The sequence below is a fragment of the Lactobacillus leichmannii genome, assembly GCF_024701915.1.
Classification (GTDB): Bacteria; Bacillota; Bacilli; order Lactobacillales; family Lactobacillaceae; genus Lactobacillus; species Lactobacillus delbrueckii.
Map to the genome: position 1 here is coordinate 226,438 of NZ_QOCY01000044.1, position 12,664 is coordinate 239,101.

The following is a 12,664-nucleotide window of genomic DNA, read 5'->3' on the forward strand; positions in this document are numbered from 1 at the left end:
TATACAAAATGATTGTTGCGAAAAATGACCCAGGCCAGCTGAGTCATTTTTTGCTGAAAAAAGGTTTTTCCCGGCGGGCAGTCAACAACTGCAAGAACCACGGCGGGATGATGCTGGTCAACCACCACCGCCGGAATGGCAGCTACCGGTTAAAAGAAGGGGACGTGGTCCACTTTTTGATGGGCCAAGAGCCGGTCAATCCCTGGCTCAAGGTCTCCCGCCTGCCCTTGGACATTGTTGAAGAAACGGCTGACTATTTGGTGATCAACAAGCCGGCCGGCCTTTTGTCGATTCCTTCCGGCTTTCATGCGGAAGACGCGGTAATCAACCGGGTGCTGGCTTACTTTGAAAAGCAGGGGGTCAACCCGGCTTACGTCAAGCCCCACATCGTGACCCGGCTGGACCAGGACACTTCCGGCCTGGTTCTCTTGGGCAAGAACGCCATCGCCCATGACCGCTTCAGCAAGCTGGGCAAGGATACTTTTATCAAAAAGTACCACGCTATCGTGCATGGTAATTTCGCCGAAGGAGATTTAAGCGGTCTGATCGACAAGCCCCTGGCCCGGGTGGGGGACACGGTCAAGCGGGAGGTCAATCCAAAGGGGCAAAGGGCCTTGACTGAATACCGGGTCCTTGACCAGGTCCCGGGGGCCAGTTTAGTTGAACTCCGCCTGTTGACCGGTCGGACCCACCAGATCCGGATCCACATGGCTTCTATCGGCCATGTCCTTTACGGAGACGACCTATACGGGGCCAGGGATGCTTTTGCCCGCCAGGCCTTGAACTGCTTCTACCTGTCCTTCCCCAACCCCTTCAGCGGGGAAGAGCGGGAGATTGAGATTCCCGACCCAGGCGACATGCAGGGCTTGTGGCAGCAGCTGAAGCAAGAAGCAGGGAAATAAATTAGCAGCAAAATAACAAAACAATAAAGTCAAAAAAGGAGACAGGCCGGCCTGTCTCCTTTTCTTATTCATCTGTTATCTATTTTTACGCGTTTGAGATTACTGCCCAAGCCAGGCCCCCGAGGGCACAGATGGCTAGCAGCGGCAAAACTACTGAGCTGAGCAAGGCAAAGGCCAGGCCGACCCCGATCAAAAAGATCAGAACCCGCCAGAGGGCCACGCCCATCTTCCAGCAGAGCCATAAAATAAAAAGTAAGCAAAGCAAACTTAACATGTTTATTCACCGTCCTCTAGCTTGCTATCCTTAAGCGATAATCATAGCATATTTTCGCGTGAATACGAGGATTACGCAAATACCAGACCGCAGATGATGACGATGATCCCCAAAACAATCCGGTACCAGCCGAATGGCTTGAAGTCGTGGGTCTGCACGTACTTCAGCAGGAACTTGATTGACAGGTAGGCCACGATGAAGGAAACGACCATGCCAACCAAGAGGATAGCTAGCTGGTTGCCGACAAAGACGTGGCCGGCCTTGAAGAACTTGAACAGCTTCAAAAGCGACGCCCCGAACATGGTCGGGATAGCCAGGAAGAAGGAGAACTCAGTTGCCACGTAGCGGCTTGACCCGATCAGCATGGCCCCCAGAATAGTTGCCCCAGACCGGGAAGTCCCCGGGATCATGGACAAAATCTGGAAGCAGCCGATCAAGAGGGCGGTCTTATAGCTCATCTTGTTTAAATCAGTCAAGCTCGGCTGCCGCTTGGCGTAGTAGTTTTCCAAGACGATGAAGAGGATACCGTAGATGATCAAGGTGGCGGAAATTACCTGCCAGGAGGTCATGTTTTCTTCCAGCCAGTCATTCAGCGGCAGGCCGATGATGATTGACGGCAGGACAGCCGCGATGACCTTGAACCAGATCTGCCAGGTCTGCCCTTTTTCCCGCTTGCTCTTTGACGGGGCAAAAGGATTCAGCTTGTTAAAGTAGATCACGATGACGCTCAAGATGGCCCCCAGCTGGATGACAACCATGAACATGTTGATGAAGCTGGTTGGCTGGTCTAACTTGATGATGTAGTCGGCCAGGTAGAGGTGGCCAGTTGAGGAGATCGGCAGAAATTCCGTAACCCCTTCGATGATGCCGAGAATGATGGCTTTGAAAATGTCTAGCATGTTACTAAAAAAATACTCCTAATTTAATCAGTGAATAAAACTCTGGTGCCTTCTGGAACCGCGATGTCCTTTTCCAGCGGGGTCAAGGTCCCGTCGCTTTGCCGCTGGTAGAGGGTAGCGTTGTTGCTGTTTTGGTTGGCGGCAACGACGTACTTTTCCTCCGCGTCCCAGTTGAAGTCCCGCGGGAATTCGCCAAAAGTTGACACCCGCTGGACCAGCTTCAGGGCCTGGTCCGGCAAAACGGCAAAGACGGCGATGGAATCGTGGCCGCGGTTGGACACGTAAAGGAACTTGCCGTCACTTGACAGGCGGATGGCCGCCGCCCCGTTGTGCTGGTCCCAGCTTTCCGGAATGGTTGAGTAGGTGGCCAGGGACCGGAACATCCAGTTTTCTTCGTCAAACTTGACTGCGTTGACCTGGCTGGAAAGTTCACCGGCCACGTAGAAGTACTTGCCGTCCGGTGAGAAGGCCAGGTGGCGGCTGCCGAAGCCGTCTTCGTTTTGGTAGCTGGCCAGGTGGGTCAGCTTTTGCCCGTCAAAGCCGTAGAAGTCGACTCTGTCTTGGCCCAGGTCGCAGGAAACCAGGTGCCCGCCCGGAGTTTCATCAAAGTAGTGCGGGTGAGCGCCGGCTTGTTCAGGCCGCGGCCCTAAAGCCTTGTTTTCATGCTTGACCTGGTCAAGCAGGGTCAGCTGCCCCTGGTCATCATAGCTGATGACGGCCAGGACCCCAGTGTGGTAGTTGGCCGTGTAGAGCAGCTTTTTTCCCTTGTTGATGCCGATGTAGGCCGGAGAAGACCCCTCGTGCAGCAGCTGGCTGACCAGCTTGCCGTTTGCAAAGGCCGCGATGCCCCCCTGGCCGTTTTCATTCTTAATGGTAAAAATGAACTGGCCGTCTTTTTGGAAATAGGTTGGCCCGCCGACTTCAACGACGTTTCTTCTTTGTTCCAGATGGGCCTGGTCACCGGAGCCGATAAAGTCAAACTGGTAGATGCCGGCTGACTCGTGCTTGGTGTAGCCGCCAATTAAAATATGCAATTTAAACCTCCTTATTTACTCCACAATAACTCTAGTTTAAATATTAAGCTTATCTTTAGCAAATGTCGATAAGAGATAGTCGTCCGTAAAGAATAATTAACAATTCTTTTCTTCTTAGCTTTAAGTTCCCGGTGAGTATGTTAGAATTTAACCAGGTGATAAAAATGAAATGGATATCTACAATTAAAGCAATCGGACCAAACGCGATCAGTGAAAAGGACCGCGTCGTAATTTTGTTTGGCCAGACGGCCAAAGATGAACTGCAGGACGTTTCCGTCATCCAGGCCTTTGATGATGAACAGGCTGCCCAGGCAGTCGTTCTTAAGAAGGGCGATACGGTGACCATTGACGGGACGACCTTTTTGATCAACTATGTTGGCCCTATGGCGGTCAGCAACTTGCGGGCCTTGCATCACGCCAGCCTCTTTTTCACTGACAAAGTGCCAAAGAAGCCGATGTCCAACGCCCTCTACCTGGACTTGCCAGAAGACCAGGAAATGCCGAAGTTCAGAGTCGACGACGAAATCGTTTACGAACACCTGTAGGCTGGATTAATGAAGAAAAGAGACACGAGCCTCTTTACGGACTGGGTGCTTAACAACCGCTTCAGCGTCGGCTTGATCAATGTGCTCTTGGTCCTGGTGATCGTGCTGGTCTTTAACAAGATTTCCTTTATCTTGAATCCGGTCAACACCTTCATCAGCGCCATCCTGCCACCCCTTTTGGTGGCCATGGTCCAGTACTATCTGATGGAGCCGGTGGTTGATAAGCTGGAAGAGAAGTTCAAGGTGCCGCGGACGGTCACCATCATGGTGATTTTTGCTATAGTCACGGTCTTCTTGATCTGGGCCATCAATTCCCTGATTCCGGTCGTCCAGAGCCAGATTGACTCCTTAGTCAAGAACTGGCCCACGATCTGGAAGAATTCGACCAACGCGGTTGATGAGCTCCTGCACAGTCCGAAATTCAGCGGCCTGCGCGATTCTCTGCAAAAGCAGATGACTTCTTTGCAGAAGAATTTCAGCAAGAGCATGGGGTCAACCGTCTCCAACGCCCTGGGGAATTTAACCAGCGCGGTCACCGTAGCGACAGCCGTCTTCACGACCCTGGCCACAGCTCCGTTTTTGCTCTTCTTTATGCTGAAAGACGGGCACAAACTGCGGCCTTTTCTGGTCAAGTTCGCTCCCCAGCGCTGGGAGCAGGCGACCAGCAAGTTGCTGCATGAAGTCAACCAGGCTGTGTCTTCTTACGTGATCGGCCAGGTTTCCGTGGCTATCTGCGTGGGGATCATGTTATTCATTGGCTATACGATTATCGGCGAGCCTTACGGGGCAGCCCTGGCGATCTGTTCTGGCTTTTTGAACCTGATCCCTTACTTTGGGACCTTCATCGGTTTGATTCCGGCCTTAATCATCGCTTTAGTGACTGATTTGTCGATGGTAGCCAAGGTCTTAGTGGTTTTCTTTATTGAGCAGATCATTGAAACCCGGGTCATCAGCCCGCTGGTTGTCGGCAACCGCTTGAAGATGCACCCGGCGACGACGATTATCGTCATGCTGGGGGCTGGCTCAGTCTGGGGCCTGTGGGGCGTGATCGGCGGGATTCCGATCTACGCGGTGATGAAAATCCTTTTGACCCATGTCTACCGGTACTACCGGAAGGTTTCCCACCTTTATGACGACAGTTTCCAGGATGAAGCAGACCAGGCTGGACGAGAAGAAAAGGAAAGGAAAGGAAATAAATGACCAACCATATTGTTTTGTTTGAGCCGGAAATTCCCGACAACACGGGCAACATTGCCAGAACCTGCGCGGGAACCAACACGGTGCTGGACTTGATCGAGCCCTTGGGCTTCCACCTGGACGACAAGCATCTCAAGCGGGCCGTTTTAGACTACGGCGGTGAAGTTGAAATCCGCCGCCATGACGACCTGCGGGCATTTCTGGCTACTTTGCCGGACAATGCCGAGATGTACTTGATCTCCAAGTTCTCCAGCAAGGCTTATACTGACGTCGACTACACGGACGAAAGCAAGGACTACTACTTTGTTTTTGGCCGGGAAACGACCGGTTTGCCGGAAACCTTCATGCGGCAATACGCGGACCGCAATCTCCGCATTCCCATGTCCGACAAGATCCGGGCCTTCAACCTGTCCAATTCGGCAGCGATTGTAATTTTTGAAGCCCTGCGCCAGCAAGGCTTTCCCCACATGGAAAAGTCCCACCACTATGAAAACGACAAGCTCAAGGACGACTACAATCGTCCTGGCCGCTACCAGCGGAACCTGCCCAAGCATTAGTGGCTAAAAAGAAATTTATGAGGTAAAATCATGGAATTTAACAAGCAGACCCCAATCATCGTTCGTGCCTTTCACTATGACCTGCTCGATGAGCCAGAAGAAAAGAACGAAGTCAACGTAGCCATCCGCCAGGTTGTCGCTACGGGCGAAGACGGCGTTGAAGATGCCGGCGAGGCAGGCGGCTACTACGAAGTAGCCGTTGTCTACGACGTTACGCCAGACGAAGACAACATCATCGAAATCAGCGGGGTCAACACCCAAGTCGTTCAGCTTCTGGGCTACCACGGCGACGGCCAGGACCTGGACCAGGAAACCTACCGTTTGCTCAGCCGGCCGCTGGTTGAATACATCGAAACTTTGACTTACGAAGTTAGCCAGGTCGCCTTGGATGAACCGATCAACTTGGACTTTGAACCTAATTTCTAAGGATTGAGCAGGTGAAGAAATGCCTCGAAAGAAAAGGCAGGCTAATCGTAAAAACAAAAATAAAAAGAAAACAGAAGAATCTTTGAGCTGGGTGGTTACCGGGATCGTCTTGATCCTGGTAGCCATTTTGGCGTTATTACGCTTTGGCTGGTTGGGCAAGGAACTGGCTAATCTTTTGCGGCTCTTGATTGGGGACAGCTATCTTTTAGGCGGAGCCTTCCTGGCCATTTTGGGCCTGGTCATGCTGATTTACGGGCAGCCGCCCCGCTTTGGCTTTAAGCGGACAAGCGGCTTGACTTTGGCTTACCTGGGCCTTTTGTACATTTTGGCCAGCCGCTTTTTCAATGTCAGAAGCGTCCACAGCGAATTTTTGCCCGCCTTCAAGAACGTGATCTTTGAAGAACTGGCCCGGGCCAATGTCACCGTCAGCGTCGGCGGGGGCTGGATCGGGAGCTTCCTGTACGGGATCTTCTACCAGCTTTTAGGCCAGATTGGCGGCCTGTGCCTGGCTGTTTTGAACATAATCAGCGGGATCTTGATGTTCTTTGACGTCAAATTCCGCTCCCTGGTCGCTGCTTTTCAAAAAATCAGCCGCTCCTTTATCCGGCAAAGCAAGGATGGAGCCGGCCAGCTAAAGGAAAAGTACTCTGAATACAGGGAGCAGCAAAAAAAAGATCCCAAAAACCGGGAGAAGCTGACCGACTCTTGGCAGTATAGCGAAGAAGTCAAGCCGGAGAAAAAAACAAGGCAAGAGAAGGCAGAGAAGCAGGCAGCCAAGCCTTCCCTGCCGGAAATCCAGGTGGCAGAGCAGCACCCTGACCCGCCGGTCACTCATTCACTGGAACTGGATGACCCGCCCAAGCCCCGCAGCCAGGCTGAAGATGACCAGAAGATGATTTTGGCCGACCAGCAGGTTGACCATGGTCTGGACAAGAGCACGGTCAGCTATGATGACAACTACCAGTTCCCGCCCCTGTCTCTGTTAAAGGCCGTCCAGGCCAGTGACCAGTCCAGCGACAAGGATAAAATCAAGCAGAGCACGGCTATTTTGGAGGAAACCTTCAAGAGCTTCGGGGTGGAAGTCAATGTTAAAAAGGCTATCTTAGGCCCGACCATCACCCGCTACGAAGTCCAGCCAGCCGTCGGGGTCAAGGTCTCCCGGATTGTCAACCTGGCCGATGACTTAGCCCTGGCCCTGGCGGCCAAGGACATCAGAATTGAAGCCCCGATTCCGGGCAAGCCTTATATCGGGATTGAAGTGCCTAACCAGAAGGCCCAGTCCGTGGCTTTTAAAGATGCCATGGAGCACCAGGACCAAAAGGCCAAGGACCATCCTTTGATGGTGCCTTTGGGCAAGGACGTGACCGGGCAGATCATCAGCGCTGACTTGACCAAGATGCCCCACCTGCTGGTGGCCGGGTCAACCGGGTCCGGTAAGTCCGTGGCCATCAACACGATCTTGACCAGTATCTTGATGAAGGCCCGGCCGGATGAAGTCAAGCTGGTTTTGATCGACCCGAAGATGGTCGAATTGTCAGTCTACAGCGGGGTTCCGCACTTGATGATCCCGGTTGTCACTGACTCCCGCCTGGCTTCCAAGGCCCTGAAAAAAGTCGTCGACGAAATGGAGCGGCGCTACAAGCTTTTTGCTGCCGGCAGCGTCCGCAATATGGGCGAATACAACCGCAAGGTGGCTGAGAACAATAAGGATACCAGCCGGCCGGTAATGGAGCCTTTGCCTTATATTCTGGTCGTTGTTGACGAATTGAGCGACTTGATGATGGTCGGCGGCCACGACGTGGAAAACTCCATCGTCCGCCTGGGCCAGATGGCCCGGGCCGCCGGCATCCACATGATCCTGGCTACCCAAAGGCCGAGTGTGGACGTCATCACCGGTTTGATCAAGGCCAATGTGCCGTCAAGAATTTCCTTTGCCGTTTCCAGCGGGGTCGACTCCCGGACTATTTTGGACCAGGTCGGCGCTGAAAAGCTGCTGGGCAGGGGGGACATGCTCTACCTGCCGATCGGGGCCTCCAAGCCTGACCGGATTCAAGGGGCCTACATCGATGTCGATGAGGTCGAAGCCGTCGTTGATTGGGTCAAGGGCCAGCAAAGCGCTGAATACGACGAGAAAATGATTCCCCAGGCCGGGGATGATGACGAAAGCAGCGATGACGACGTTGACGACGAGTACTACCAGCAGGCAGTGGACCTGGTCCGCCGCCAGCAGTCAGCCAGCACCTCCATGCTGCAGCGGCGGTTCAGAATCGGCTACAACCGGGCTGCCCGCCTGATTGACGAGCTGGAGGAGCACGGGGTAGTCGGCCCGCCGGAAGGCTCCAAGCCGCGCAAGGTGCTTTTGCCGCCTGAAGGACAAGAAGAATAAAAATAATGAACGAAGAAAATATCAGCATTCAAAGCAATCAAAAATTCACCAGCGGCAACCTGGGCCTGTTCGTCCGCCTGCCGCTGACCAAGCACAACATGTCTATGGCCAGCCTGCTCTGCCGCATGCAGATGAACGAAAGCGAACTCTTTCCGGATCCCGGCCTCCAGCAGGTCGAATTGCAGCAGCGCTACTCCTTCCAGTTTGAAGCAGTCGTGCAGCTTTTTGGCAAGGAAATGGTCATTTCTTACCTGGCCAATTTCGTTGAGCCCCAGGAAATCCTGGACCCGGACTACAACTACCGGCAGATAGCAGAAACTTTTGCTGGCCTGGCCACCCGGCCCTTGATTACGCCCAGCTCTGTCCAGCTGGCCCAAAGACAGCTGGAAGAAGAATACCAGGAGCTCATGGCTGAGCCGAGCAACGCGGCTTTAAGCGCCTTTTTCAACAACTGGTACGCGGACCAGCCAGATTACGCGGCCAGCTTCATCGGCTCGATTGAAGATATTACGAAAGCGACCAGCCAAGAAGTCCGCCGCTTTGCCGATGCCATCAAGACCCAGGCCAGCTGCGTATTTGGCCATGTCTATGATGCCCGCCAGGTTAAGCGCCTTTTGCAAAAGAAGCTGCAAGAAGAAGGCTGGCCGGGCCTGGCCTTGGACTTTGGCAGCCGGGACTTATTGATTTCGGCCCCGGACTTGCGGATTGAGAAAACAGACGAGCAGGGCAAGCAGCAGGCCCAGCTTTTCCTGGGCTATGCCTACAAGGGCCAGCCCAGCCTGCAGGATTTGGCCACGGGGACGGTCTTGCGCCAATACTTGACCGGAGACCAGTCCTCCCGGCTCTTCAGCAAGGTCAGGGAGGAAAACGGGGCGGCTTACGCGGTGGAAAGCAACTGGTATGCTGACAATGCCCTCTTCTTGGTCAACGCCGGCCTGGATCCGGACAAGTTGGACTTAGCCCGGCAGATCATCGGCAAGGAGATGCAGATGGTGGCTGACGGCCGGATCGATCCGGGCCTGCTCAAGCAGAGCCGGCAGGCGCTGGCCAACCGCCACTTGCTCAACCAGGACCATGCCAGCTGGCTTTTAGCCAAAGACCTCCGCTACAAGCTCCATGCCGACTACGAGGACTTTGATATGATGGCCGCGGTCAGCCGGGTGACCAGCGGCCGGCTGGCTGACTTTGCCCAAAAGCTGTATCTGAATGAAAGCTATGTATTAAAATGATCAAACCAGAAATTATCAGAAAAGATTTCCCTTCCGGCTTCAAGGCCCAGGTGATCCGGCGCAAGGGTTTTAACCAGCGCTTTTTCGGCATTATCGTCGATTTCGGCAGCGCTGATTCCCAGCCCGTGCCCGGCCTGGCCCACTTTTTGGAGCACAAGCTTTTTGCCGCGGAAGAAGGCGACTTGTCCCTGGAATTTGAAAAGATGGGGGCCAGCGTCAATGCCTTTACCTCTTTCAATGAAACCATGTATTACGCCAGCGGGCTCAAGAATGTTGGCCCCATGATCGACCTGCTCTTCAAGCTGGTTGGCCAGCCCTACTTTACCGATGAGAATGTGGCCAAGGAAATCCCCATCATCCAGCAGGAATTAGCCATGTACCAGGATGAGCCTGACTGGATCCTGGGCGACCGGCTCCTGCGGGGCATCTATGGTGACTGCAATTTGGCCATCGACGTGGCCGGGACCAAGGAATCGATTGCCAGCGTGACTAAGGAAAAGCTCCAGGCTGCTTATGATGAAAACTACGTGGCCGCTCGCATGTCCTTTGTTGCCTGCGGGGACTTTACCGACAACCAGGTCAAGAGCATTCTTAGACAGGCCATGAAATTGTCAAACCAATACCTGCGCCCGGGCAAGCCGCAAAAAGAAGCGGACTTGGTGCCCTTTTTGCCAAGCGGGCAGGACTGGAACCTGATCGGCGGGGAAGTGCCCCTGTTTATGGTGGCTATCCCTTTGCCAAACTTTAAGAAAGTTTTAGCAAGTCGGGATATGAGTCAAATTTTGCTGGAAATCATGCTAGAATCAAAGCTAGGTGCCGCCAGCCACTGGTTTGCCAGCGCCAGACAAGCCGGCCTGGTCAGCCAGCCACTCCAGATCAGCGTAACTTATACCCGGCAGGGGGCCTACGCGGCCTTGCTGGGGATGAGCCCGGAAGCAGAAGAGCTGCTGGACCAGATCAAGGCAGAACTGGCGCCAGACAAGCTTTTTTCCAAAAAGCAGGAAATGGAAATGCGCCAGCTCTTTGAGATTCACAAAAGAAGCTGGCTGGCCCAAACCGTGCGCAGCCTGGACAATTTGTCGGGTTTTGCCGTGGAGATGGCTGAAGAAAGCCTGGGTGAGGAAGACTTGTTTGCCAATGTTGAGCAGATGCAGGCCATGAATTTTGCCGACTACCGGGCCTACTGCCAGGAGCTTTTCAAGGGCGCCAGCATCAACACGGCCCGCCTGCTTGAGGAGCATGACCAATGAAGCGAGCACTGATTTTCGGGGCAACCGGCGGCATTGGCCAGGCCATTGCGGCCCGCCTGGCTGAGTCTGGCTGGTCCATGTACCTGCACTGCAACCGCAACTGGGAAGAGGCCAGCGATTTGGCCAGGACTCTGGCGGAAAAGCATTCCTTGCAGGATTTCATGCCGATCAAGCTGAACTTTTTAGCAGGCGACGACCAGCTCAAGAATTTTGCCAGCAGTCTTTTGCCCGTCAACGCGGTCGTTTTTGCCCAAGGGATCACCAACTATGACTTCCTGGGCAGCCAGAGTTCCCAGGTCATTGACCAGATCATCAAGGTCAATTTGGAGAACCCGATCAAGCTAACCAAGCTTTTGGAAAGCCAGCTTTTAAAGCAAGAGCACAGCCGGATCGTCTACCTGGGCTCAGTTTACGGGGGCCAGGGCAGCGCCATGGAAGCAGTCTACAGCGCGACTAAAGGCGGGATCAGCCGCTTTGCGCAGGCCTATGCCCGGGAAGTTGCCGCCAGCCGCTTCACGGTTAATGTCGTTGCCCCAGGGGCGGTCAACACGGCCATGAATGCCATGTTTTCCCCGGAAACCTTAAAAGAGCTGGCAGAAGAAATTCCGGCCGGCCACCTGGCCAAGCCCAAGGAAATTGCCTACTGGGTTGACTGTCTGCTTAACCCTGAGAGCGACTACCTGACCGGGCAAACGATTTATGTCAGTGGCGGCTGGCTGGAATAGGGCGACACATCCGCGGCTATTGTGCTATAATTTATAAACGAATTTTAAAGTGATTGAAGAGGTTAATAATGTCAGGCATTGGAGAACAACTACGTAAGGCAAGAGAGGCCAAGGGCCTTTCAATTTCCGATATTGAGAAGGCTACGAAGATCCAGAGCCGCTACCTGGAAGCAATCGAAAACAGCGATTTCGACAAGCTGCCAGGCGACTTTTACGTCCGGGCTTTCATCCGCCAGTACGCGCAAATCGTCGGCTTGGACGGCAAGGAATTGCTGAGCCAGTACCAAGGCGAAGTTGCAAATGAAGTCACGAGCGAAGTCAGCCAGCCGGCAGCAAGCAGTCCGGCTCAAGAAGTTCATGAGGAAGCTCATGAAGAAGAAGCAGCTCCAGTAGAGCCGGCCAGAATCAGTGCCAGCCGGCCAGCCAAGCGGGAAGCTGCCGAGAAAGCTCCTAAGGACGCCAAGTGGCGCAAGCTTGTGCCCCGCTTGGCCCTGGGCTGCGGGATCGCCCTTTTGCTTTTGATCGGGGGGATGGTCTTTGCCAACATGAAGAAGACCGGGTCAAGCAGCCAGAAGGAAAATGCTGGCTCCAGCGTCACGATTACTTCCAAGAAGTCTTCCAGCAAGAAGAGCTCATCAGCTTCTTCTTCATCCAAGAAAAAGAAGACCAGCTCAATCAAGGTTGCTTCACTTGGCGGCTCAAGCTACCGGGTAACTGGCATCAAGTCCAGCACGCCATTGGTAGTCCGGTCAAGCAAGCAAAGCATCTACTACTACGTTTCCGTTGACAACGTGATCACCAACCAGGGGACCCTGCAAAGCGGTGAAAAGCACACGGAAACTGTCAAGAAGGGGCAAACTTTGATCGTTTACCTGGGGACTGATACTGGCGTGACTGTAACTGTTGGCGGCAAGAAGATTCCGTTCACTCCAATCAACGGCACGACCCGTTTGACTATCTACCTGGGTGACAGCTCTGCTTCAGCAAGCAGCTCCGCGGCAAGCCGCACGACTAGCACCAACACTAACACCAATACCAGTACGAGCTACAGCAGCCGGGCAAGTTCCAGCGTGCAAAGCTCAGCTTCCAGCCGGCCAGCTGCTTCCAGCTCCAGCGTTAAATCAAGCTCACAAGCTTCATCCAGCGCTGCCCCAAGCAGCCAGTCATCAGCTGCTCCATCATCATCTGCCGCTTCCAGCAGCAAGCAATAAGAGAAGAATGACCATTAATTCTTAAAAGT

13 protein-coding genes are annotated in these 12,664 nt (G+C 53.8%); 10 read left to right on the top strand and 3 right to left on the bottom strand.

All coding sequences use genetic code 11. The features are described from left to right. Window positions 1-8: 8 nt before the first annotated feature. On the top strand, window positions 9-902 hold the full coding sequence (locus DS743_RS06340; RefSeq protein WP_035183681.1) for an RluA family pseudouridine synthase: 894 nt from the start codon (window positions 9-11) through the stop codon (window positions 900-902). 85 nt (window positions 903-987) lie between these two features. Here the strand turns inward: DS743_RS06340 and DS743_RS06345 are convergent, their stop codons facing one another. From DS743_RS06345 to DS743_RS06355, 3 genes are all read right to left on the bottom strand, one after another. Then, on the bottom strand, window positions 988-1,176 hold the full coding sequence (locus tag DS743_RS06345) for a hypothetical protein (protein ID WP_002877046.1): 189 nt from the start codon (window positions 1,174-1,176) through the stop codon (window positions 988-990). A gap of 71 nt (window positions 1,177-1,247) precedes the next feature. After that, window positions 1,248-2,075 carry an undecaprenyl-diphosphate phosphatase gene (locus DS743_RS06350; RefSeq protein WP_016396420.1) on the bottom strand — a complete coding sequence of 276 codons (828 nt, stop codon included), beginning with the start codon at window positions 2,073-2,075 and terminating at the stop codon, window positions 1,248-1,250. A 23-nt stretch (window positions 2,076-2,098) separates the two neighbouring features. After that, entirely contained in the window at window positions 2,099-3,109 is a 1,011-nt protein-coding gene (locus tag DS743_RS06355; protein WP_035183674.1) for a lactonase family protein, read from the bottom strand. Between the two features lie 164 nt (window positions 3,110-3,273). On the opposite strand from DS743_RS06355, the gene DS743_RS06360 reads away from it, so the two are divergent. The 9 genes from DS743_RS06360 to DS743_RS06400 all read left to right on the top strand — a co-directional run bounded on the left by DS743_RS06360 (window position 3,274) and on the right by DS743_RS06400 (window position 12,635). Then, complete coding sequence (locus tag DS743_RS06360; RefSeq protein WP_035183671.1) at window positions 3,274-3,654, top strand: PTS glucitol/sorbitol transporter subunit IIA; 381 nt, start codon at window positions 3,274-3,276, stop codon at window positions 3,652-3,654. A gap of 9 nt (window positions 3,655-3,663) precedes the next feature. Continuing rightward, on the top strand, window positions 3,664-4,854 hold the full coding sequence (locus tag DS743_RS06365) for an AI-2E family transporter (protein ID WP_035183669.1): 1,191 nt from the start codon (window positions 3,664-3,666) through the stop codon (window positions 4,852-4,854). Next, window positions 4,851-5,408 carry a tRNA (cytidine(34)-2'-O)-methyltransferase gene (locus DS743_RS06370; protein WP_002877038.1) on the top strand — a complete coding sequence of 186 codons (558 nt, stop codon included), beginning with the start codon at window positions 4,851-4,853 and terminating at the stop codon, window positions 5,406-5,408. Before DS743_RS06365 ends, DS743_RS06370 begins: the two co-directional genes overlap by 4 nt. 30 nt (window positions 5,409-5,438) lie before the next feature. Continuing rightward, a complete protein-coding gene (locus DS743_RS06375) occupies window positions 5,439-5,834 on the top strand; it encodes a DUF1149 family protein (protein WP_002877037.1) in 396 nt (131 codons plus the stop codon). A 19-nt stretch (window positions 5,835-5,853) separates the two neighbouring features. Continuing rightward, window positions 5,854-8,220, top strand: a complete 2,367-nt coding sequence (locus DS743_RS06380) for a DNA translocase FtsK (RefSeq protein WP_035183666.1) — start codon at window positions 5,854-5,856, stop codon at window positions 8,218-8,220. Window positions 8,221-8,225: 5 nt separating this feature from the next. Further along, window positions 8,226-9,449 carry a M16 family metallopeptidase gene (locus DS743_RS06385; RefSeq protein WP_002877028.1) on the top strand — a complete coding sequence of 408 codons (1,224 nt, stop codon included), beginning with the start codon at window positions 8,226-8,228 and terminating at the stop codon, window positions 9,447-9,449. Next, a complete protein-coding gene (locus DS743_RS06390) occupies window positions 9,446-10,699 on the top strand; it encodes a M16 family metallopeptidase (RefSeq protein ID WP_141372415.1) in 1,254 nt (417 codons plus the stop codon). Before DS743_RS06385 ends, DS743_RS06390 begins: the two co-directional genes overlap by 4 nt. Further along, window positions 10,696-11,424: an elongation factor P 5-aminopentanone reductase gene (gene ymfI / locus DS743_RS06395; protein WP_003617244.1), complete on the top strand. Its 729-nt coding sequence runs from the start codon at window positions 10,696-10,698 to the stop codon at window positions 11,422-11,424. The genes DS743_RS06390 and ymfI overlap by 4 nt, the downstream gene beginning before the upstream one ends. Before the next feature lie 68 nt (window positions 11,425-11,492). Beyond that, the gene (locus DS743_RS06400) at window positions 11,493-12,635 is read left to right on the top strand and encodes a helix-turn-helix domain-containing protein (RefSeq protein ID WP_035183660.1); all 1,143 of its coding nucleotides are present in this window, start codon (window positions 11,493-11,495) and stop codon (window positions 12,633-12,635) included. The last annotated feature ends 29 nt before the right edge of the window (window positions 12,636-12,664 follow it).